Below are 22,550 nucleotides of genomic sequence, written 5' to 3'. Positions count from 1 at the left end.
CCCGATGGGTCGGACCACGGTCGAGGTCGGCGTCGTCGGCACGGGCTGGGCCGCCGAGGTCCTGCTGCCCGCGCTGCGCGACACCCCGGACGTCGAGGTCGTGGCGGTGTGCAGCGCCCGGCTCGAGCGCGCCGAGCAGGCGGCGGAGCGCTTCGGGATCGGGATCGCCCTCGACGACGTCGGGGAGCTGATCGGGCTCGCTCCCGACCTGGTGTGCATCGCCACCCCACCGGCGACCCACCACGAGATGGCGCTCGCCGCCGTCGAGGCGGGCCGCAACGTCTTCCTGACCAAACCCCTCGGTGCGACCACGGCCGAGGCCCGGAAGCTGCGGGACCTGGCGCACGAGCGCGGCCTCACGACCGCGATCGACCTGGGCGGCCGCTACCTCCCGGTCTTCCGCTACATCAGGGACCTCGTCGCGCAGGGCCACCTGGGGGAGCTCCGGCTCGTGTCGTGCACGCGCTATGCCGGTGCATCGCTGACGCCGGGCACCGTCGTGCACTACGCGAACTGGGCCTCCCGGGAGCCGCACGGCGGGCTGCTGCGCACGTCGTTCCATCATCTCGTCGACCGGATGCGCTTCCTGTTCGGCGAGATCGACACCGTGTCGGGCGTCGCGACCACCCTGGTGAAGGAGAAACCGGTGCTGGGCGAGGAGCACACCTCGACCTACGGCCTCGACGAGACCGCCCGGATCCTGCGCACGGAGCCGGTGGACGCCGACGACGCGGTCCTGCTGCAGGGCAGCTTCGTGGGCGGTGCGCTGCTGAGCATCGGCTCGACCTGGGCGGTCCCGAACGGCAGCGGGGAGCGCATGGAGGTCTACGGCAGCGCTGGCGCGCTGGTGCTGGACAACGCCGGGGTCCTCCACGGGGCCCTGGCGGGCGGCCCGCTCGAGGTGCTGGCGGTACCCGACACGTACGCACTGGCGACCCCGCCGCCGGAGCCGATGACGCCGGCCGAGCTGCTGTACGGGCGCGGCCGCCGTCATCTCTACGGGACCTACATGCGCGACCTCGCCGACATCGTGCGCGGTGGCGAGGGCACGGGGCTGCATCCCACCTTCGACGACGGGGTCCGCCTGGCGGAGATCCAGGAGACCGTCACCAAGATCGACGCCCGGTAGGGCGCCCACCCCGACCAGGAGGCTGCCCATGTCGGCTGATCCGGTGCCGCCCCCCGTGCTGCCCGTCGTGACCTCGGCCGTGGCGAACCAGAGCGAGCAGGAGTGCACCCTGTGTGCCCGCCTGCGCCGGTTCACTTCGGACGACCTGGTCCACGAGTCCGAGCTCTGGGTCGCGTACACGATGGACGTCTACCCGTGGATGATCACTCTCGCGACCAGGCGGCACAACGCCGGACTGGTGGACCTCACCGCCCGGGAGGCTGCCGAGCTGGGGCCGCTCAGTGTGGCGGTGGGGTCGGCGATGACCGCCGTCTGGACCGATCGCGTGTACCTCGTCGCCTACAACGAGGGCGTCACGCACTTCCACGCCGGCCTGCTCACCTCCTGTCCGGAGGTGTCGAGCGCGGCGCGCGCCGCCATGCGGGAGCGCGCGGAGCGGGACGGCGGCGCCATCGCCGAGGCGCGCGAGGGCGCACGGAAGGTGCGGGACCTCCTGCGGTCCCGGGGCTGAGGCCCGGCCGATCCGGCCGGGCCGCAGGTGGGCGGGGGCATCCTCGCCGAGTTATTGAAATTGTCAGGTCGGCCAGTTAGTATTCCGCCTCGGCCGAGGGCGACACGTCAGCGGTGCGTCACCTGTCGTCACGGGCCCACGGTCCGTCCCACACGAGCCAATGGGGGCTACGTCTGTGCAGCAGGTCATCCAGTACACGTTGTTGGCCGCCGGAAGCGCGGCCATCTACGCCTTGGTTGCCTCCGGCATCATCGTCGTGCAGCGCGGCTCGCGGATCCTGAACTTCGCGCAGGGCACGTACGTCATGTTCGGGGCCTACTTGTTCCACGCGCTCCGTGCCAGCGGCTGGGCCCTGGCCCCGGCCGCCGTCGGCACGGTCGTCGCGATCGGGCTCATCGGCGCCGCCACCTACCTCCTCATCATCCGCCCCCTGCGGAACAACTCGCTGATCTCCAGGATCGTCGGCACCCTCGCCGTCGTCATCATCCTGACCGAGTTCGTGAACCTGGTGTGGAAGACCGCGGGCGAGGTCGTGGAGGGGGTGCTCCCGAGCCGGGCGCTGTCGATCCTCGGCACCGAGGTGGGTCTCGACCGCCTCCTGCTCCTCGCGATCGCCGTCGTCGTCGCCGCCCTGCTGTGGGCCGCGTACCGCTTCACCACGTTCGGCCTGGCCACGTCGGCGACGTCGGAGAACCGGCGGGCCGCCGCGGCGCTGGGCTGGTCGGCGGACACCATCGCGGTGTCGAGCTGGGCGCTGTCCGGGGTCATCTCGGGTGTCGCCGCCATCCTCATCGCGCCCGTCCAGGCGGCGCTGGACCCCACCGCCCTCACCCTGACCATCGTCCCCGCGTTGGCCGTCGCGGTGGTCGCCTCGTTCCGCTCCTTCCCCGTCGCGCTGGTGACGGCGGCGGTCCTGGCGGCGGTCACCTCGTACATCAACGGCGTGGTCGTCGGGAACAACCAGGAGCTCCTGGGCGTCGGGTCCCTCGTCCCGCTGCTGGTGATCATCGTCGTGCTCGCCTTCAAGGGGGACCGCCTCCCGCCGCGCGGGCACGCCACGGAGCGTCGACCGCGTCTCGGGTCCGGGACGGTGCGGCCGGTGGCCGTCGTCGTCGCCCTCGCGGTCGTCCTCCTCGCGGTGTGGACGGTGCTGCCGGCCGACTGGATCAAGGCCGTCAGCTCCCAGGCCGCGTTCGCGATCCTGCTGCTGTCGGTCGTGGTCGTGCTGGGCTACGCCGGGCAGCTCTCGCTGGGCCAGTTCGCACTGGCCGGCGTGGCCGCGCTGGTCTCCGGACGGCTCGTGGCCATCGCCGGACTGCCCTTCTGGCTCGCGGCCGTCGTCGGCGTCGTCGTCGCCACGGTCACCGGCAGCCTCTTCGCGCTCCCCGCGCTCCGCACCCGCAGCGTCGCGCTCGGCATCGTGACCCTGGGCCTCGGCGCCAGCGTCTACGAGCTGTTCTTCCTCCGGATGTACCAGACGCCTCCGCCCGGTGGCGCCTCCTCGGACGCGTTCGGTGTCAACCGCGAGGGCACGGTCATCACCGACCTGCAGCTGTTCGGCATCGACATCGGCCCGAAGGCCCACCCGGAGGCCTACGCGACCCTCTGCCTCCTCGCCTGCACGGTGATCGCCCTCGCCGTCGTGAACCTGCGACGCGGCCGGGCGGGCCGGCGCCTGGTGGCGGTCCGGACCAACGAGCGGGCCGCGGCCGCGCTCGGGGTCAGCGTGCCGACCGCGAAGTTCTACGCCTTCGCGCTGTCCGCCGCCGTCGCCGGGGTCAGCGGCATCCTCATCTCCTTCAGCCAGTCCGTGATCGTCTACAACACGGACTACAACCCGCTGCAGTCGATCTACGCGGTCGCCTTCGGCGTCGTCGGCGGGGTCGGCGCGGCACTCGGCGCCTTCTTCGGTGCCATGCTCTTCCCCGGCACCCTGGGCGCATCGGCCACCCACGACATCGGTGACTGGCTCGCCGACGTCGGCAGCCCGCCCGGCTGGATCAGTGCCGGGATCCTGCTGCTGCTCGTGAGCACGATCGTCCGGCTCGTCCGGCGGAGGACCGAGGTCCCGCGGTGGGTGATGCCCGCCGCCGCCGTCGTCGCGATCGTCGTCGGTGTCCTCTTCCCCGCCGGTGTCGGCTGGGTCCTGGGCCAGATCGACTCGGTCATCGGGCTCGCGCCGTGGCTCGGGGCGCTCGTCGTCGCCCGCCTGGTGACCGTGCTGGCCAAGCTGGTCCCCGCCTACCGCCGCGCGCAGGGCCTGGTGCAGCTGGCCACGTTCGTCGTGGTCGCGGTGGTGGCACGGGTGCTCGTCGCGGAGCAGCTGAACGTGTTCATGACCGAGCTGTCCCGCTTCCTGCCGCTGATCGGCGGCGTGATCCTGGTCGTCATCCTGGTCCGCCACGGAGACGGCCTGGCGCACCACGCGGCGGCGAACGCGCGGAAGATCTTCGTCAAGCCCCACGACGAGACGTTCGTGACCGCCTCCGAGGAGGCCCGGCCGGACGCCGTCCGCGGTGGGCTGCTCACGATCAGCGGGCTCAGCGTCAACTTCGGCGGGGTCAAGGCCCTCGACTCCGTCGACCTCCAGGTGAACCCCGGCGAGGTGCTGGGCGTCATCGGTCCGAACGGGGCGGGCAAGAGCACCCTCGTCGACGCCATCACCGGGTACAACAGCCCGGGAGCCGGCACGATCACCCTGGACGGCCGGTCCCTGAGCGCGGTGCCGGCGCACCTGCGGGCCCGGCTCGGGATCGCGCGGACCTTCCAGCAGCTGGAGCTGTTCGACGACCTCACGGTCCTCGAGAACCTGGCCGCCGCGAGCGACGCCCACGACACCACGGCCTATCTCACCGGCCTGGTCGCACCGGGCAGGCCCGTCCTCTCGCCGATGGCGGCGGACGCGGTCGCGACCTTCGACCTGGGCCCGGCGCTCGGCATGCGGGCGCAGGACCTTCCGCACGGTCGCCGGCGGCTGGTCGCGGTCGCCCGGGCGGTCGCCGCGTCGCCGCGGGTCCTGCTCCTCGACGAGCCCGCCGCCGGGCTCGACGACGACCAGCGCCGCGAGCTCGGGCGGGTCATCCGCGAGCTCGCGACCGCACACGGCCTCAGCGTCGTGGTGATCGAGCACGACATGGGCTTCATCATGTCGCTCTGCGACCGCATCGCCGTCCTCGACTTCGGCCGGAAGATCGCGGACGCCTCGCCTGCGGAGGTCCAGGCGGACCCGGTCGTGGTCGCCGCCTACCTCGGTGCGCAGGTCGACGAGGAGACGGACGGCCACCAGGACGGTCCGCAGGCCGGCGAGCTGGCGTCCGTGTCGGAGAACAACAGGATCGAGGCGTCATGACCGTGCTCTTGCGGGCCGAGGGAGTCTCCGCGAGCTACTCCGGTGTGCCGGCCATCCGGGACATCTCCCTCGAGGTGCGGGCCGGTGAGGTCGTGGCCCTGCTCGGGGCCAACGGTGCCGGCAAGACGACCACCCTGCTGACGCTGGCGGGGGAGGTGCCGGTGGACACCGGCGAGGTCTACTGGCGGGAGGAGGTCTGCCGGCTGCCCCTGCACAAGCGGGCCCGTCAGGGGCTCGGCCTGGTGGCCGACGACCGCTCCGTGTTCATGGAGCTGACGGCGCGGGAGAACCTCCGGGTCGGCAAGGCGGACCTGGCGCGGATCGCGGAGATCGCGCCGGAGCTGACCGACCACCTCGACCGCCGGACCGGCCTGCTCTCCGGCGGGCAGCAACAGATCCTCACCCTGGCTCGGGCGCTGGCACGCAAGCCGGTCGTCCTCCTGGCGGACGAGCTCTCGCTCGGTCTCGCCCCGCTGGTGGTGAACCGCCTGCTGCGCACGATCCGGCAGGCGGCCGACAGCGGCGTCGGCGTCCTCCTGGTGGAGCAGCAGGTACGCAAGGTGCTCGCCGTCGCGGACCGCGTCTACGTCCTGCAGAACGGCAAGATCCATTTCGAGGGAACGGCCGCCGAGGCCAAGCGGGAGGTCGCCCAGATCGAGGCCGCCTACCTCGCGCAGCCGGCCGACGCCTGACATCGGGCCCCGACCCGACCACCACCGAGTACCCGGAGGAATGCTGTGAGAACGAGAGCCAAGGGCCTGATGGCCATGGCCGTGGTGGTCGCCGCCGCGGTGAGCGGCTGTGCCACCGGCGGATCCGGCGGGAGCAGCGGAGGGCAGACCTCGGCCGAGCCGATCGTGCTCTACGCGCCGATCCCGCTGACCGGCAGCCGCCAGTACTACGAGATCGTCGCGGGGGCCAACGCGGCCGCCGCCGCGATCAACAAGGCCGGCGGGGTCAAGGGTCGGCAGATCGAGATCAAGAGCTGCGACACCAAGAGCGATCCCACGCAGGAAGCCGCCTGCGCCCAGGACATCCTCAAGACCAAGGCGACCGCCGTCATCTCGCAGGCCTCCGGCCGGAGCACGGCGATCGCCGACGTCACCAACGAGAACAAGATCGCGAGCATCGGCGGGCTGGGCTTCGGGTCCCTCGACCTGCTCAAGGACAGCGTCGCGGCCTTCAACCTCACGACGGGCCCCACCGCCCCGATGACGTGCCCGGCCGGGCTCGGTGGCGACGGGCGTACCACCTTCGGCGCGATGGTCACCGACCTGGCGTCGGGTGCCCTGATCGCGCAGGCCGCGGAGACCGCGACGAAGGCCGTGCCCGGTACCACCTGGGCGAAGACGATCAAGGTCCTGCCCGAGGCGACGGACGTCGCGGGCCTGTTCCAGACCGCGCTCGACAGCAAGGTGAACGGCCTGGTCCTGGCGGGCTCCACCACCCAGCTGGTCGGGGTGGTCCAGGCGAACAACAATCGGATCGGGCTCTGCGGGCCGGACTCCCTGACGGTGGACGCGCTGACGAAGCTCGGCCCGGCCGGTAACACGTGGATCGGGATGTCCAGCACCCCGCCGGTCGACATCGTGCGCGCGGGTGGCGGCGACGGCGTCCTCTTCGCGGACGACATGGCCGCGTACGGGGCGTCGAGCAACGACAAGCTGGCCGCCGAGCCGGCCTGGCGCTACACGACGCTGACCGGCTGGATGAGCGTCCGCGCGTTCCAGCGGGTGGCGGAGAAGATCGACGGTGACATCAGCCAGAAGTCGGTGTTCGACGCCTTCACCAAGACGACGGACCTGCGCTTCCCGGGTCTGCTGCCCAGCCCGGTCGACTTCACCAAGTTCCAGCCGATCCCGGCCTTCGCGCGGGTCTTCGTGCCGGAGTACACGGCCTACAAGTGGGACGCGACCAAGAAGCACTTCGCCAGCACGGGGACCACGGCCAACCTGATCACCCTCCTCTCCAAGGGACAGTAGTCCCGGAGCCGCACAGCACAGCTGGTCCTCCCACCACGAAGGGACTGCACCGATGACGAGCAGACGCGCGATGATCTTCTCCTCGGACGGCCACGCCACCGCGAAGATGGACGACTGGGCGCCCTACCTGCCCCAGCGCAGCCAGGCCGAGTTCGCCGAGTTCTGCAAGCTCTACAAGGAGGTCGGCTCGAAGAACTTCGAGCCGAAGGCGTTGTCGGTGCGCCTCAAGGCGGAGATCGTCGAGGACTGGAAGAACAACTACATCGAGACGGGACGCCTCGACGGCGATTTCGACCCGCAGAAGCGGCTCGCCGAGCTCGACTCGGAAGGAATCGCCGCCGAGGTCCTGTTCCCGGACTTCGGCCTGCCCTTCGACCTGCTCAGCCCCACCGCGTCGGGCGCGGCGGGCCGGGGTGACCTGCGCACCCCGGAGCAGATCGAGGACGGCAACACGGCCTTCAACCGTTGGCTCGCCGAGTTCGTCTCGGTCGCGCCGCACCGGTGGGCCGGGATGGCCAAGGTCAGCTTCGAGGACGTCGACGCCACGATGGCGGAGATCCGGTGGGCCAAGGAGCACGGCCTGCGCGGGATCATCCTGCCGCACTTCGACGACGACGTGCCGCTCTACGACCCCCTGTACGACCCGATCTGGTCGTTGCTGGAGGAGCTCGACATGGTGGCGAACTGCCACTCGGGCATGAGCTCCACCACGCGACGCCGGCCGAAGATCCCCAAGGCCGCCCACCCGGCCTGCGCCCAGCCGCTGCTGGCCCGCGAGCTGATGTTCGTGACCCAGCAGATCCTGACCCACATGATCTGGGGCGGCGTCCTCGAGAAGCACCCCCGGCTCAAGGTCGTGCTGACCGAGATGGGCACCGGCTGGGTGGCGACCCAGCTCCGCGCCATGGACTACTCGTTCGAGGGCAGCTACCTGCGCCGCGACGTGCGGGACGTGGTGTCGATCAAGCCGTCGGAGTACTTCGCCCGGCAGGTCTTCGTCGGCTCGTCGATCTTCTCCCGGGCCGAGGTCGAGGCCCGGGCCGAGATCGGCCCGGAGAAGATGATGCTGGGGATGGACTTCCCGCACCACGAGGGAACCCTCTACGGCGCCGGCACCAAGGAGTACCTGCGGGCCACCCTCGGTGCGGCCCGGGTGCCGGAGGAGGAGGCCAGGCTCATGCTCGGCACCTCCGCGGCGGACGTGTTCGGCCTCGACCAGGCGAAGCTCGCCGAGGTCGGGGACCGTGTCGGCCCGGAGTACGCCGAGATCCTCACCCCGCCGGAAACCAACAAGTACCCGCTCGGAGACGTGCACAAGCCCCTCGTCGGCGTCTGAGGTGGTTCCCGCGCTGGTCCCCGCGCTCCTCTGGGAGGAAGTATGAAGACCCGTCCGCTCGGCCGGTCCGGTGTCCAGGTCTCGGCCGTCGGTGTCGGCTGCAACCCGTTGTCCGGTTCCTACGGGAGCCGGGACGACGACGAGAGCGTGCGGATGATCCACCGTGCGCTCGACCTCGGCGTCACGCTCTTCGACACCGGCGACGTCTACGGCCACGGTCACAACGAGAAGCTGCTCGGCAGGGCGCTCGCCGGACGCCGTGACGAGGCCCTGATCGCCACGAAGTTCGGGGCGGTGCTGGCCTCCGACGCCACCGAGTCGGACCGTTCCGGGCTGCCGAAACGGTCGTCGATCGACGGGACCCCGGCGTATGTCAAGGCGGCCTGCGAGGCCTCCCTGCGGCGCCTCGGGGTCGACACGATCGACCTGTACCAGCAGCACCGGGTCGATCCCACGACCCCCATCGAGGACACCGTCGGAGCGCTGGCCGAGCTGGTCGCCGAGGGCAAGATCCGCTACATCGGCCTCTGCGAGGCGGGGGAGTCCGACCTGCGTCGCGCCGTCGGCGAGCACCCGGTCGCCACCCTGCAGAGCGAGTACTCGCTGATCGAGCGTGGTCTCGAGGGCGGGATGCTCGGGGTGTGCGAGGAGCTCGGGGTGAGCCTGGTGCCCTTCGCGCCGCTCGGTCGCGGGCTGCTCAGCGGCACGCTCACCGCGGACACCCAGCTCGAGGACGGGGACATCCGGCTGTCCGGTGCCTTCCCCCGCCTCGCGGCCGAGAGCCTCACCGCCAACGCCCGGCTCGCCGACGCGGTCCGGGCCATCGCCGCGTCGTACCACGCGACCCCGGCACAGATCGCGCTGGCCTGGCTGCTCAGCAGGCGGGAATGGATCATCCCGATCCCGGGGATGCCGGACGACCCCCGCCATCTCGAGGAGAACGTGGCATCGGACACCATTCTCCTCGATGCTGCGGACATCGCGTCGCTCGACGCGCTGGGCGAGCAGGTGACCGGTGATCGCTACAAGCCGGAGCTGGCCACCAACGCGGGGGCGAGCACGCCGCCGCGCGGCCGGTCCGACACCGTGGAGGCAGGACGATGACGACCACCCAGGACCGCCCGGCCCCGCCCGGCATCGGCGCGGAGCTCCGGTACGGCACCTACGAGGAGGCACTCACCTACGTCGGCCGCGAGTCCGCGCCGGTCGAGGGCGACGTCGAGGTGAACTGGGCGACCATCCGCCACTACTGCGCGGCGATCCACGACGGCAACCCGAGCTACTGGGATCCCGAGGTGGCGCAGCAGACCTGGGGCGGTCTCGTCGCGCCGCCGGCCATGCTGATGTCGTGGACCATCGAGCTGCCGTGGAAGCCGGGCGACTTCACACCCGCACCCCTGGTGATGGGCGACGTGCCGCTCCCCGGCTCGTCGATCGTCAACGTCTCGAACGACACGACCCACGAGCGTCCGCTGCGGGTCGGCGAGAAGGTGGCGGCGCGGGTCCGCATCGAGTCGGTGAGCCCCCAGAAGACGACGCGGGTCGGCACCGGCCACTTCATCACCACCCTGACCACGTTCACGGTCGAGGACGAGGTCGTCGCGACGCAGGAGAACACGCTGTTCCGCTTCGACCTCGCCGCTTCGGAGAACACCGAGACGAGCACCGCATGAGCATCACGAACGACCTCGCCCCGGAGGCGGGCACCACGCTGCCCGGCTTCCGCGAGGAGATCACCTTCACCACGGTCGCCTCGGCGCCCGTCGCCACCCTCGACTACTTCGCGGTGCACCACGACCCGAACATCGCCCGCTCCCAGGGCCTGCCCGACATCATCCTCAGCACCATCCAGATCATGGGCTTCGTCGACCGGGTCGTCACCGACTGGGCCGGCAGCGGCGCGTTCGTGAAGCGGCGCAGGACCGAGCTGCGGGCGAGCATCCTGCCCGGGGCGGTCGTCCACGGCGCGGGCGTGATCACGGCCGTGGACCTGAGCGGGCCGCACCCGCAGGTCACCGTCGACGTGCGCCTCACGGACGGCGGGAGCACCGTGTTCTGCAAGGCGGAGGTGACGGCCGTCCTGACCACGACCACGACGGCGGCCGGATGACAGGCCCGCTCAGCGGCCTGCGCGTGGTGGAGGCCGGGGGCATCGGCCCCGGGCCCTTCGCCGCGATGATGCTGGCCGACATGGGTGCGGACGTGCTGCGGATCGAGCCGCCCCGGCTGACCCGGGAGACGGACGTCTCGCGCCTGGACTACGACGCCCTCATGCGGGGCCGCCGGTCGGTGGCGGTCGACATCAAGGACCCGGAGGGGCTGGAGTGCCTCCTGCGCCTCGTCGACTCCGCGGACGTGCTCCTCGAGGGGTTCCGCCCGGGTGTGGCCGAACGGCTCGGCTTCGGGCCGGACGTCTGCCTCGCCCGCCGGCCGAGCCTCGTCTACGGCCGCATCACCGGCTGGGGGCAGGACGGCCCGCTCGCGCAGGCGGCCGGGCACGACATCAACTACATCGCGCTGGCGGGCGTGCTCGCCCACCTCGGCCGCCCCGGGCAGCCCCCGGTGCCCCCGCTCAACCTGGTGGGGGACTTCGGCGGCGGCGGCATGCTGATGGCGTTCGGGATCGTGTGCGCGCTCCAGCACGCCCGGACCTCGGGCGTCGGCCAGGTGGTCGACGCGGCGATGGTCGACGGCGCGGCCCTGCTCAGCACCATGTTCCACGGCGAGGTCGCGCAGGGCAGGTGGAGCGACGAGCTGGGCCGCAACAACATCGACGGCGGCGCGCCGCACTACGACGTCTACGAGACGTCGGACGGCAAGCACATCGCCGTCGGCGCGTTCGAGCCGCGGTTCTTCGCCGAGCTGGCCGCGAAGGTCGGGCTCGACGTCCCGCCGGGCGCCAACCACCTCGACCGGAGGAACTGGCCGGAGATCCGCCGTCAGCTCACCGAGATCTTCCGCGGGCGCACCCGGGACGAGTGGTGCGGCGTGCTCGAGGGCACGGACGCCTGCTTCTCGCCGGTCCTGACGATGGGCGAGACCACCGAGCACGCCCACATCCGGGCCCGCGGGACCTTCGTCGACGTGGACGGGGTCACCCTCCCCGCCCCGGCCCCGCGCTTCAGCGCCACGCCCGCGGCGGTCCCGTCCGCCCCGCCGCGGCCCGGGCAGCACACGCTGTCCGCGCTCGAGCAGTGGGGCATCCCGGCCGAGACGGTCGCCGACCTGGCCGAACGAGGAGTCGTCGCGCAAGCGGCGACGTCGTAAGAACCACCCGCCCAGCGAGAGGAATGCCCGGTGACCCAGACAGGGGTGCTGGCCGGTTCGTACCGGATCCTGGACCTGACCGACGACATCGCCGGTGCCTACGGCACCAAGCTCCTGGCCGACGCCGGGGCGGAGGTCGTCCTCGTCGAGTCACCGGAGGGGAGCGCGCTGCGGCGCCGCTCGACGAGCGGTGCCGCGGTCGACCCGGAGTACGGCGGGCCGTTCTTCGGGTACCTCACCTGCGGCAAGCGCAGCGTCGTCGTGACGGACGACGACGCGGGCCGTGCGCTCCTCGCCGGCCTGGTCCGGGGCGCGGACGCGATCGTGTGGTCGAAGACGTCGGCCGTCTGCCACAGCCTCGGGCTGACCCCGGAGCAGCTGCGGGCGGAGGCACCGCACGCCCTCGTCGTCGCGACCTCGGCGTTCGGGCGCGAGGGCGAGTGGGCGGACCGGCCGTCGACGGAGTTCACGCTGCAGGCCCTGACGGGCAACGCCTGGCTGCGCGGCCCCAAGGAGGGCCCGCCGCTGATGCTCGGCGGGTCCGAGGGCGACTATGCGGTGGGCATCGCGCTGGCACTGGCGCTGATGATCGGCCGCGAGGGGCTGCGGCGCGCGGGGACGGGGGATCTGGTCGATCTCGCGGCCATCGACGTCCTGGCCCTGACCCAGACGATGTACCACGTCACCTACAACGACCTCTTCGGCCGGCCGAACCGGGGGAAGCGGGACGAGTCGGTGCCGGGCGTGCACCCGGCGAAGGACGGGTACATCGGGATCTGGGTCACGACCGGCCAGCAGTGGAAGGCCCTGTGCGAGCTCGTCGAGCGGCCGGACTGGCTGGCCGACGAGTCACTGGCCAACATGGACAACCGGGCCGCGCGGGCCGAGGAGATCCTCCCCTCGATCAACGAGTGGAGCAGCAGGCGCACCGTCGCGGAGATCATGGACGCGGCGACCGCGCTGCGCATCCCGGCGGCTCCCGTCCTGAACGGCCGGACGCTGCCCGAGAACGACCACCTCGTCCGGGCCGGGACCTTCACCACCCATCCCCGGACGGGCACCACCCAGCCGGCCGGCCCCTACACGGTCCGGGGCGAGCACGTCCCGGCCGTGCCCGGCCCGTCACCGGCGCTGGGGGAGGCGACGGAGCACTACCGGTCGGCCACCCTGGCACCCCTGACGCCCCGGCCCGACCGGCCGGACCCCGACTTCGATCCCCAGCTCCCGCTCGCGGGGCTGCGCGTCGCGGACCTGACCGCCTACTGGGCCGGGCCGCTCGCCAGCCAGGTCTTCGCCTTCTTCGGCGCCGACGTGATCCACGTCGAGTCGGCCGGCAGGCCGGACGGCATCCGGATGGCCGCGTCGCAGCCGCACCTCGACGAGTGGTGGGAGACCAGCCCGTTCTTCCTGGCCGCCAACACGAACAAGCGCGACCTGGCCGTCGACCTGCGGCAGTCGGCCGGTCGCGACGTGGTGCTGGGCCTGGTCACGCAGTGCGACCTCCTCGTCGAGAACTTCAGCCCCCGCGTCCTCGAGAGCATGCGGCTCGGGTACGGGGACCTGTCGTCGGCCAACCCGGACCTCGTGATGCTGCGGATCTCCGCGTTCGGGACCACCGGGCCCTGGCGGGACCTGGTGGGCTACGCGCCCATCTTCGACTACGCCGGCGGACTCGCCTGGCTGACGGGCGACGCGGACGGCCCGCCGACCATGGCCGCCGCGCCCGCGGACTCCCTCGGCGGGCTGCACGCGGCCTTCGCCGGGCTGATCGGCCTGGAGCAGCGCCGGCTCGACGGCCGGGGATCGCTGGTCGAGAGCCCGCTCATCGGCCCGATGGTGGCCATGAGCGGTGAGCAGGTGGTGGAGTTCTCCGCCACGGGCGTGCTGCTGACCCGGCAGGGCAACCGCTCGGCCACCGCCGTCCCGCAGGGGATCTACCGCGCGCGGGACCGGTTCCGCAGCGACCTGGGCGGGCCGGCGGACGACTGGCTCGCCGTCAGCATCGAGACCCGGGCCCAGTGGGAGGCCCTCTGCCGGGTCATCGGGGCCCCCGACCTGGCCGGGGACCCGGCACTCGCCACGCCGGAGCAGCGCGCGGCACAGCACGATCGGCTCGACGAGCTGATCACGGCGTGGAGCGTCGACCGGACGGCGGCCGAGGCGGCGGACGAGCTGCGGGCGGCGGGGGTCCCCGCCGCGGCCGCCCTCCCGGCGCACGAGCTGGCGGACGACGGCCCGCTGCAGGCTCGGAAGCGGTACGAGACCGTGCAGCACCCGGTGGCCGGGACCTTCCGGATCGTGCGGTTCCCGCTGGACTTCGCCTCGCGCACGATCCCGTGGCACCGGAGCCCGGCGCCGCGGCTGGGGGAGGACAACAAGGACGTCCTCACCGCGCTGGTCGGCATGACGGAGGCCGACGTCGACCGGCTGGCCGAGGAGGGCGTCATCGGGGCGCGCACGAACGCGCGTCTCGGCTGGTGACGGGCCGGACCTCCCCCTGAGGGTCGGGCGTCCGGCCCAGGCCCAGGTCGATGAACGCCCGGGCCGCCGGCGACGAGAGCGGCGAGCGATGGAGGAGCAGGGTCTCGCGGGCGAGCGGAGGATCGAGCTCGCGGACCGACGCGGCGGAACGCTCCGCGCCCTTCACGAGCCCCTCCGGGAGCAGCGCGACCCCGCACCCGTTCAGCACCAGCGGCACGATGGCCTCGGTCGACTCGGTCTCCACGACGATGTGCGGCTCGGCGCCGATGTCGCGCAGGGCGTTCTCGAGCGCGATGCGTGAGGAGCCGCCCGCCGGTCCGCAGACGAACGGCAGGCCGACGAGGTCGTCGTGGCCCAGCGGCCCGTCCGGGAGCGGGACGTCCCGGTGGGCGAGCAGGACGAGGCGCTGGGTGCCGAACCGGAGCCGGGTCAGCTCCGGGTCGTGCACCGGTGCTCCGACGATCCCGAGGTCGCAGGCGCCGCCGGAGACGGCGTCGACGACGCTCTCGGCCCGGACGAGCGCGCGGACGGTGATCCTGACCAGCGGGTAGGCCCGCCGGAACCGGCCCAGGATCGGGGCGAGCGGATCGAGGGTCAGGGACGGGAGCGCGCCCAGCACGAGCTCGCCTCCCCCCAGGCCGGCGACGGCGGCGACGGCGGCCCGGGCGTCGAGGCGCTCCTTGAGGATCCGGCGGGCGGGGCCCACGAGCGCCTCGCCGGCGGAGGTGATGACCATTCCCCGGCCGACGCGCTGGAACAGGACCGCTCCGACCTCCCGTTCGAGGCGGCGCAGGGACTGCGACAGCGACGGCTGGGTGATGTGGAGGTCCCGTGCGGCCGCCGTGACCGAGCCGGTCTCGACGACGGCCAGGAAGAACTCGAGCTGCCGCATCTCCATAGGCCGATCCTATGGAATCCCGTCAGAACTGAGTGTTGCTCCTTCGGATGGTCTGCCCGAGAGTCGTGGTGCCCGACCAGGAGGAACACACGTGAGCCAGCCACCCCACCGGTCCGTCGTCGTCGTCGGGTCGGGGCCCGCCGGCTACACCGCGGCGATCTACGCCGCCCGCGCGGGCCTGGGCCCGCTCGTGATCGAGGGGGCCGAGCTCGGCGGCGCGCTGATGGGCACCGGTGAGGTGCAGAACTTCCCGGGCTTCCCGAAGGGCATCCACGGGCCCGAGCTCATGGCGAACATGCGCGTGCAGGCGCAGGGCCTCGGGGTCGAGCTCGTGCCGGAGGACGCGATCGGGATCGATCTCGACGCCACGGCCCGCCGGGTGCGGACCGCGGGCGCGGAGTGGACGGCGGACGCGGTCGTCCTCGCGATGGGCTCGCAGGCCCGGACCCTGGGGCTGCCGGCCGAGTCCTGGGCCATGGGCAACGGCGTGTCGACCTGTGCGACCTGCGACGGCTTCACCTACCGGGGCCGGCCGGTCGCCGTCGTCGGGGGCGGCGACGCGGCGGTCGAGGAGGCCATCACGCTGGCCCGGCTCGCGTCCGAGGTCACGCTCGTCCACCGTCGCGACACGCTGCGGGCGAGCCGGATCCTCCAGGACGAGCTGGCCCGCACCGACGTCCGGATCATGACCGACGCGGTGGTGACCGACATCCTCGGACGGCCCTCCGTGACCGGTGTGCTCCTCCGGGACCTCCGGTCGGGCGTGGAGTCGCGCCTGGCGGTGGACGGGCTGTTCGTCGCCGTGGGCCAGACTCCGCGCAGCGAGCTCGTGCGCGGTCAGGTCGAGCTCGGCGACGGCGGCCACGTGCTGCTGCCGGGTCCGACGACGATGACCTCGGTCGACGGGGTGTTCGCGTGCGGGGACCTGGTGGACCACCGGTACCGCCAGGCGATCACCGCGGCGGGCTCGGGATGTCAGGCGTCGCTGGACGCCGAACGATGGTTGGTGCACAGCGGCGCAGGCGGGAAGGGGCTCCGATGACCGAGGGTCGGGAGCAGGAGTCGTTCGGGTACACGGACGCGCTGGAGATGCTGCGGCTGGTCGAGCAGGACGACCGGCTGGAGAAGATCGACCTCAGGGTCGGGCGCTTCCGCGTGAAGCTCGACCGGGGCCCGCGCCCCGCCGGGGACCTGCCGCCGGTCCGCGCACAGGCGACCGCGGAGCCCGCCACGGAGGAGGAACCCGCCGCCGTGCCGGGCGAGGAGGTGGCGGCGGGGGAGCTGGTGACGGCCTCCATCGCGGGCGTCTTCTACGTCGCGCCGAGCCCTGGCGCGAGCCCGTTCGTCGAGGTCGGCACCCGGGTCGAGGTGGGGCAGACGGTCGGCATCATCGAGGTGATGAAGCTGATGAACACCGTCACCGCGACGGCGGCCGGCATCGTCGACCGCGTCCTGGTGCAGGACGGGCAGCTGGTCCAGTTCGGCGCTCCGCTCGTCGCGCTGCGCCCGGCCGACCCCCGATGACGACCGCCCGGCGCCCGCTCCACCTCACCGACGAGGGGTTCCGCGACGGCCCGCAGTCGCTGTGGAGCAGCCGCATGAGCACGGACACGATGGTCGACGCGGCCCCGCTCGTCGACCGTGTGGGCTACGAGAAGTCGCTGGTCGTGTCCGGCGCGACCTTCGAGTCGGCCGTGGTGCACCTGCGCGAGGACCCGTGGGCCCGGATCGACGCCGTGACGCGGCTGATGCCCCACACCCCGGCGGCGGCGCAGATCCGCGGCCGGACCCTGTTCGGCTGGCAGCAGTTCCCCGACGACGTCGTCGAGCTGTTCGTCAGGACCCTGGCCCGGCACGGGATCAGGTGGCTGCTGATCTACGACGCGCTCAACGACATGCGGCAGATCGAGCACCACGTCCGGGTCGCGCACAGCTGCGGGATCGAGGTCACGGTACCCGTGTGCCACACGGTCTCCCCGGTCCACACGGACGACGTCCAGCGGGAGGTCGTCCGCCGGGCCGCCGCGCTGGGAGTCTCCCGGGTCAGCCTCCTCGACGCCTCCGGCCTCCTGTCGGCGGAGTCGGCCCGGGCCCTGATCGGGGTGGCTCAGGAGGAGCTCGCCGGGTCGGCGACCCGGCTCGAGATGAACGTCCACGACCTCACCGGGCGTGCCGCCGAGTGCTACGACGTCGCTCTCGCCTGCGGCGTGGACGTGCTCGCCGGCGTCCCGCGCGCGGTGTCGTACGGGCGCTCGATCCCGTCCGTCGAGGACGTCGTCGCCACCGCCGACCGGCACGACCGCCCCCTGGACGTCGACCGCGCCGCGATCGCCGAGGTGGACGCGTACTTCGACTGGGCGGCCCACGTCGAGGGCCGGCCCCGCCCGCGGTCCACCCGGATGACCGACGCGGAGATCGAGGCCTTCACCCGCCACCAGATTCCCGGCGGCATGATGTCGAACCTCGTCGCGCAGCTGACCGCACTCGGCGTGGCGGACCGCCTCGGCGAGATCCTCGAGGAGGCCGCGCGGGTGCGGGCGGAGCTGGGCCATCCGGTCATGGTGACGCCCTGCTCGCAGATGGTCGGCGTGCAGGCGACCCTCAACGTCGTGAGCGGCGAGCGCTACGCGAGCAGCCCGGTCGAGCTGCGGAACTACCTCGCCGGGATGTACGGGCGCCCCGCGGGGAAGATCGCCCCCGACGTCCTCGACAGGGTGCTCGGCGACGATCCGGAGATCGACCCCTACGAGCGGTTCGCCCGGCCGTTCCTCCCGGCGTTCCGCGACGAGCACGGTGCCTTCGACAGCGACGAGGACCTGCTGCTCGCCGTGCTGTACTCCGAGGCCGCCCTCGCCGAGTTCCGCCGGGAGCAGGTGCCGACCCGCACCCGCCCGCGCCGCCCGGAGACGGCGCTCGTCGCCGAGCTGATCACCCGCATGGCGCCCCGGCGGCTGCAGGTGCGGCTCTGATGCGGGTCCTGATCGCCAACCGCGGCGAGATCGCGCTGCGCGTCCTGCGTGCCTGCCGGGAGCTCGGCATGGAGGCCGTGGTCGCGCACTCGGCCGCCGATGCCGGGAGCGCCGCCGTGCGGGCCGCCGACCAGGCCTTCTGCATCGGCCCGGGACCGGCGGCGCAGTCGTACCTGAGCATCGGGGCCCTGATGACGGCGGTGCGGGCCACCGGGGCCGACGCCGTCCACCCGGGATACGGCTTCCTGTCGGAGTCGGCGTCGTTCGCGGACGCCTGCGCCGAGGCCGGTGTGCGGTTCGTCGGCCCCGGCGCCGGGGCGATCCGCCTGATGGGGGACAAGATCTCGGCGCGGCGGGTGGCCGAGGAGGCGTCGGTCCCGGTGGTGCCGGGCAGGGTCCTCGGTGCGGACGCGGGGGAGGCCGCGGCGGTGATCCGCTCGATGGGCGGATCGGTGCTGGTCAAGGCAGCGGCCGGCGGCGGGGGACGGGGGATGCGCCTGGTGGATGCCGACGGCTCCTCCGACGACTCCTCCGACGGCTCCTCCGACGACATAGCCGCCGCCGTCGAGCTCGCCCGCGCCGAGGCGTCGGCGGCGTTCTCCGACGGAACCCTCTACGCCGAGCGCTACGTCGCCCGGGGCCGGCACGTCGAGGTCCAGGTCTTCGGGACCGCCGACGGTGTGGTCGGCCTGGGCGAGCGGGACTGCTCGGTCCAGCGACGCCATCAGAAGCTGATCGAGGAGAGCCCGTGCGGCGTGCTCGACGCCGGGGCGCGCGACGCGATGCGGGCGGCGGCGGTGCGGCTCGCCGAGCGGGTGGGCTACCGCGGCGCCGGGACCGTCGAGTTCCTGTGGGACCTCGACGCGGGGGCGTTCTTCTTCCTCGAGATGAACACCCGGCTCCAGGTCGAGCACGGGGTCACCGAGATGCGCACCGGCGTCGACATCGTGCGGCAGCAGCTCCTGCTCGCGGCCACCGGTTCCTGCGAGCTCGACGCGGCCCGGCCACCGCAGAGCCGGGGCCACGTGATCGAGGCGCGGGTGCTCGCCGAGGACCCGACCCGCGGGTTCCGGCCGACGCCGGGCCGCGTGACCCGCTTCCGCCCGCCGGCGGGACCCGGTGTGCGGGTGGACACCGCCCTCGGGCCGGGCGACGACGTGCCGCCCTACTACGACTCCCTGATCGCAAAGGTGGTCGTCGAGGCGACGACCCGGGAACACGCGATCTCCCGCATGAGGCGCGCCCTCGACGAGTTCGAGATCGAGGGCGTCCACACCACCCTGACCACCCTGGACGAGGTCCTCGGTTCCGAGGCCTTCCGCGCGGACGAGCACACGACGAGCTGGTTCGACCGCGCCCACGGGATCCACTGAGCGAGAGGTTCCACATGGGAGCGATCACGGTCCTCAGCCCGGTCGCCGCCGCGGCGGCGGTGGGCGTCGGGGACGTCGCCAGGCTGGACGGCCTCACCGGGCGTTCGGTCGCGATCGTCGGCAACGGATGGCGGTCCTGGGCCGCGCTCCGCGAGCCGATCCGCGCCGCCCTCGTCGACGAGCACGGCGTCACGGGCGTGGAGCTCTTCGACGTCCCGCTGGGCGAGCCCGCCCCGGAGGAGGTGCTGCGCGACGTCGCGAAGGCCGACGCGGCGGTCGTCGGGCTGGCGAACTGCGGCTCGTGCGCGGTCGCCACCGCGCGCAACGCCCGGTGGCTCGCGGACAACGGCGTCGCCGTCCTCGTCGCGGCCACCCAGCGCTACGCCGGCATGGTCGCCTCGCTGGCGGGTGAGCTCCCCCTGGTGAACCTGCCGGCCGATCTCGAGCAGTTCGACGACGGCAGGCTCGCGACGCTCGCCGCCGAGCTGCCCCGGCAGATCGCCACGCACCTCGGCGGGCGGGCCCGGTGAGCGCGGCCGGGTCCTGCACGCGGGTCGACGTGACCGAGGAGGACTTCGCCGAGTTCGCGTGGCGGGAGGGCTGGACGGACGGGCTCCCCGTCGTCGCCCCGACGCCGGCGCGTGTCGATCGCCTGCTCGCGGAGGTCGACCTCGACCGTGCCCACGTCGTCGGCGTCATCGGGCCGCGCGGGGGCGAGGCGACGGTCGAGCGGATCGCCGTCAACGCCGTCCTCGCCGGGTGCCCGCCCGAGACGTTCCCGGTGGTCGTCGCCGCGGCCGGGCTGCTGGCGGCCCCGGCGATGAACATCGCGGCGGTGCAGGCGACCACCAGCGCGGCGACGCCGGCGATCATCGTCAACGGCCCGATCCGGGCCCGGGCCGGCCTGCACGGCGGCCGCGGTGCCCTCGGACCCGGCTACCGGGCGAACGCGACCATCGGCCGGGCGGTGCGGCTGATGCTGCTCAACATCGGTGGCGGGGTGCCCGACGAGATCGACCGCTCCTCCCACGGCCTGCCCTCGAAGTTCGGCGTCTGCTTCGCCGAGAACGAGGAGGAGTCACCCTGGCCGGGGCTCGCCGCCGTCCGCGGCCACCCGGGCTCGGCGGTCACGATGACGAGCATCATCTCCCTGACCAACGTCCGGCTGCCCGACCCCCGCCCGGGCGCGGTCGACGACGAGATCGCGATCATCGCCGACGCCCTCGCCACGCGGGGCCACAAGCACGTGCAGTCCGGCGCCGGCAACCCGGTCCTGGTGCTGTCGCCGGGGACGGCCGCGATCCTCGACCGGTCCGGCTTCGACCGCGACCGCCTCGCCGAGGCGGTCTTCGAGGTCGCACGGCGCGACGGCTCCGGGTACACCGACCAGCCGTTGACCCGCTACCGCCGCGAGGGCCGCGGCGGCCGGGTCCTCCCGTACGGGTCCCCGGACGACCTGGTCGTGGTCGTGGCGGGCGGGCCGGAGCCCAACCAGGCCCTGATCCTCTCGAGCTTCGTCGACTCGCCCGTCCTCACGGTGCCGATCGCCTGAGCCCCGCGGTGCCGCCCCGACGTACCCGGGGCCGTGCGCCGCTGCCCGGAGGGCGGACGGCGCACGGCCCCGGATCGGCACGGCCGGTTCGAGCGGAGCTACGCGGATCCCTCGGCGACCGTGGTGAGCCGGCCGCGGTCGAGGACGACCCGGTCACCCACCGAGACGACGAACAGCACCTCCTCGTCGCCGTTCTCCCACGCCCGCACGGTGAGGACGTCGCCCGGCCAGACCGGCGACGCGAAGCGGACGGACATCCCCCGGAAGCGGCGGGCGTCACCGCCGAGCACCTGCTCGGTGAGCATCCGGCCCGCGAACCCGTAGGTGCACAGGCCGTGCAGGATCGGTCGGTCGAAGCTGGCCCGTGCGGCGAACGTGGGATCGGAGTGCAGCGGGTTCCGGTCTCCCGTGAGGCGGTACAGCAGCGCCTGCTCGGGCCTGGTGGTGGCGGTCAGCGTGTGGTCGGGCTCCCGGTCCGGGAGCGACCACTGCGCGGACTCACCCCGGTCACCGCCGAACCCGCCCGCGTCCCGCACGTGCAGCATCGAGCGGCCGGTGCCGACGAGCGCATCCGTCTCGGTGTCCCGCAGCTCGGACTCGATCTCGATCAGCGCGTGCTTGCCCTTGTCCAGTATCCGTGAGACCACGGACCCGACCCGGGCCGAGCCGGTGACCGGGATGAGGCCCGGGAGCTCGATCGCCTGCTCGGCGTGCAGGATGCGGTCGTTGCCGAAGTCCCCGAGAGCGGGCATCCCCTCGGTCCGGTTACCGCGGAGGGTGACGAGGAACGTGGGGAGCACGACCTGGTCCACGCCCCTGCTGTTCTCGGTGGTGAACTGCAGCTCGGCGCTCGGGTCGGCGGCACCCGCCCCGACCCCGACCGCGTAGAGCAGGGCGTCCTTGGACCCCCACCGGACGGTGCCGGCGTCCCAGCGGACGCCCAGGGCGGCGAGATTGATGCTCATTCGTGCGCGATTCCTCTCGATTGTGGAGCCGGGGCCGGCGGCGCCGCCGTCAGGTCCGGTGTCGAAGATGGGCGTCGGTGGCCGCGAGGACGTAGTCGACGACGGACTCCGCGAACTGCCGTGAGTCCCGTTGCAGCTCACGCATCGCGTAGCTGGGTGTGGCGAGGAAGCGGTTCATCGTCATGCCGCCTATCGCGTCGAGCATCAGGATCCCGTCCGCCTCGGTCGGGAGCTCGCCGCGGCGCCGCGCGGTGTCGACGATGGTGCGTCCGTTCGCGGTGCGCAGCCGCCGGATCCGGTCCATGGCGGCGCCGAACAGCTCGGGATAGGCCTTCGCCTCCACCATGGCCCGCAGGCGGACGAGCCCGTCGGCCGGCCGCAGGTACTCGGCGAGCTCGCCCTGCACGACCGCGATCAGGTCCTCGCGCAGGGAACCCCGGTCCTGGATCGGCGCCGACACCGTCGAGACGATGGCGTCGGCGATCAGCTCCTCCTTCGAACCCCAGCGCCGGTAGATGGCGGCCTTGCCCACCTTCGCCCGGGTCGCGACGGCGTGGATCGTGAAACCTGCCCACCCCGTCTCGGAGTAGACCTCACGGACGACGGCGAAGACCCGCGCCTCGATGTCCGGGTCCACCGGCCGGCCGACCGCACGTCGGCCCACCGGCTGCGCGTCCTCGGTCACCCGCACTCCCTCGGAAGTAGCTCGACCACCTGTCGTCGGCCCGGGACGTCCCG

The 22,550-nt window shown here is 72.9% G+C and carries 20 protein-coding genes; 17 read left to right on the top strand and 3 right to left on the bottom strand.

Annotation, left to right across the window (positions count from 1 at the left end):
• Positions 1-4: 4 nt before the first annotated feature.
• From ABD324_RS00890 to ABD324_RS00840, 11 genes are all read left to right on the top strand, one after another.
• On the top strand, positions 5-1,129 hold the full coding sequence (locus ABD324_RS00890) for a Gfo/Idh/MocA family protein (RefSeq protein WP_344411551.1): 1,125 nt from the start codon (positions 5-7) through the stop codon (positions 1,127-1,129).
• Between the two features lie 28 nt (positions 1,130-1,157).
• Entirely contained in the window at positions 1,158-1,640 is a 483-nt protein-coding gene (locus ABD324_RS00885; RefSeq protein ID WP_344411550.1) for an HIT family protein, read from the top strand.
• Positions 1,641-1,815: 175 nt separating this feature from the next.
• Complete coding sequence (locus tag ABD324_RS00880; RefSeq protein ID WP_344411549.1) at positions 1,816-4,989, top strand: ABC transporter permease subunit; 3,174 nt, start codon at positions 1,816-1,818, stop codon at positions 4,987-4,989.
• On the top strand, positions 4,986-5,681 hold the full coding sequence (locus ABD324_RS00875; RefSeq protein ID WP_344411548.1) for an ABC transporter ATP-binding protein: 696 nt from the start codon (positions 4,986-4,988) through the stop codon (positions 5,679-5,681). The genes ABD324_RS00880 and ABD324_RS00875 overlap by 4 nt, the downstream gene beginning before the upstream one ends.
• A gap of 45 nt (positions 5,682-5,726) precedes the next feature.
• Positions 5,727-6,971 (top strand): ABC transporter substrate-binding protein, encoded by a 1,245-nt coding sequence (locus tag ABD324_RS00870; RefSeq protein ID WP_344411547.1) that lies wholly within the window; start codon positions 5,727-5,729, stop codon positions 6,969-6,971.
• 52 nt (positions 6,972-7,023) lie between these two features.
• Positions 7,024-8,307: an amidohydrolase family protein gene (locus tag ABD324_RS00865; RefSeq protein WP_344411546.1), complete on the top strand. Its 1,284-nt coding sequence runs from the start codon at positions 7,024-7,026 to the stop codon at positions 8,305-8,307.
• 42 nt (positions 8,308-8,349) lie between these two features.
• Complete coding sequence (locus ABD324_RS00860; RefSeq protein ID WP_344411545.1) at positions 8,350-9,411, top strand: aldo/keto reductase; 1,062 nt, start codon at positions 8,350-8,352, stop codon at positions 9,409-9,411.
• Entirely contained in the window at positions 9,408-9,980 is a 573-nt protein-coding gene (locus tag ABD324_RS00855; protein ID WP_344411544.1) for an FAS1-like dehydratase domain-containing protein, read from the top strand. Before ABD324_RS00860 ends, ABD324_RS00855 begins: the two co-directional genes overlap by 4 nt.
• On the top strand, positions 9,977-10,417 hold the full coding sequence (locus tag ABD324_RS00850; protein WP_344411543.1) for a MaoC/PaaZ C-terminal domain-containing protein: 441 nt from the start codon (positions 9,977-9,979) through the stop codon (positions 10,415-10,417). Before ABD324_RS00855 ends, ABD324_RS00850 begins: the two co-directional genes overlap by 4 nt.
• Complete coding sequence (locus tag ABD324_RS00845) at positions 10,414-11,574, top strand: CaiB/BaiF CoA transferase family protein (RefSeq protein WP_344411542.1); 1,161 nt, start codon at positions 10,414-10,416, stop codon at positions 11,572-11,574. The genes ABD324_RS00850 and ABD324_RS00845 overlap by 4 nt, the downstream gene beginning before the upstream one ends.
• Positions 11,575-11,604: 30 nt before the next feature.
• Entirely contained in the window at positions 11,605-14,055 is a 2,451-nt protein-coding gene (locus ABD324_RS00840) for a CaiB/BaiF CoA transferase family protein (RefSeq protein ID WP_344411541.1), read from the top strand.
• On the opposite strand, the gene ABD324_RS00835 is transcribed toward ABD324_RS00840, so the two are convergent.
• Complete coding sequence (locus tag ABD324_RS00835; RefSeq protein ID WP_344411540.1) at positions 14,018-14,953, bottom strand: LysR family transcriptional regulator; 936 nt, start codon at positions 14,951-14,953, stop codon at positions 14,018-14,020. The two genes, ABD324_RS00840 and ABD324_RS00835, sit on opposite strands and share 38 nt — an antisense overlap.
• A gap of 91 nt (positions 14,954-15,044) precedes the next feature.
• Here ABD324_RS00835 and ABD324_RS00830 point away from each other — a divergent pair, with 91 nt between their 5' ends.
• The 6 genes from ABD324_RS00830 to ABD324_RS00805 are packed head-to-tail and all read left to right on the top strand — an operon-like array spanning position 15,045 to position 20,847.
• Positions 15,045-15,995 (top strand): NAD(P)/FAD-dependent oxidoreductase, encoded by a 951-nt coding sequence (locus ABD324_RS00830; protein ID WP_344411539.1) that lies wholly within the window; start codon positions 15,045-15,047, stop codon positions 15,993-15,995.
• On the top strand, positions 15,992-16,477 hold the full coding sequence (locus ABD324_RS00825; RefSeq protein WP_344411538.1) for an acetyl-CoA carboxylase biotin carboxyl carrier protein: 486 nt from the start codon (positions 15,992-15,994) through the stop codon (positions 16,475-16,477). Before ABD324_RS00830 ends, ABD324_RS00825 begins: the two co-directional genes overlap by 4 nt.
• Positions 16,474-17,922 (top strand): hypothetical protein, encoded by a 1,449-nt coding sequence (locus ABD324_RS00820; RefSeq protein ID WP_344411537.1) that lies wholly within the window; start codon positions 16,474-16,476, stop codon positions 17,920-17,922. Before ABD324_RS00825 ends, ABD324_RS00820 begins: the two co-directional genes overlap by 4 nt.
• Positions 17,922-19,295, top strand: coding sequence for an acetyl-CoA carboxylase biotin carboxylase subunit (locus tag ABD324_RS00815; RefSeq protein WP_344411536.1), 1,374 nt, complete (start codon positions 17,922-17,924; stop codon positions 19,293-19,295). Before ABD324_RS00820 ends, ABD324_RS00815 begins: the two co-directional genes overlap by 1 nt.
• Before the next feature lie 14 nt (positions 19,296-19,309).
• The gene (locus ABD324_RS00810) at positions 19,310-19,825 is read left to right on the top strand and encodes a UGSC family (seleno)protein (RefSeq protein ID WP_344411535.1); all 516 of its coding nucleotides are present in this window, start codon (positions 19,310-19,312) and stop codon (positions 19,823-19,825) included.
• Between the two features lie 29 nt (positions 19,826-19,854).
• The gene (locus ABD324_RS00805; protein WP_344411534.1) at positions 19,855-20,847 is read left to right on the top strand and encodes a hypothetical protein; all 993 of its coding nucleotides are present in this window, start codon (positions 19,855-19,857) and stop codon (positions 20,845-20,847) included.
• 98 nt (positions 20,848-20,945) lie between these two features.
• On the opposite strand, the gene ABD324_RS00800 is transcribed toward ABD324_RS00805, so the two are convergent.
• On the bottom strand, positions 20,946-21,812 hold the full coding sequence (locus ABD324_RS00800; protein WP_344411533.1) for a MaoC/PaaZ C-terminal domain-containing protein: 867 nt from the start codon (positions 21,810-21,812) through the stop codon (positions 20,946-20,948).
• Positions 21,813-21,861: 49 nt separating this feature from the next.
• On the bottom strand, positions 21,862-22,497 hold the full coding sequence (locus ABD324_RS00795; RefSeq protein ID WP_344411532.1) for a TetR/AcrR family transcriptional regulator: 636 nt from the start codon (positions 22,495-22,497) through the stop codon (positions 21,862-21,864).
• Positions 22,498-22,550 lie beyond the last annotated feature (53 nt).

Source organism: Pseudonocardia ailaonensis, from assembly GCF_039531635.1.
Classification (GTDB): Bacteria; Actinomycetota; Actinomycetes; order Mycobacteriales; family Pseudonocardiaceae; genus Pseudonocardia; species Pseudonocardia ailaonensis.
Note: the sequence above shows the minus strand (reverse complement) of the source record. Positions and strands in the feature narration are given on the sequence as shown.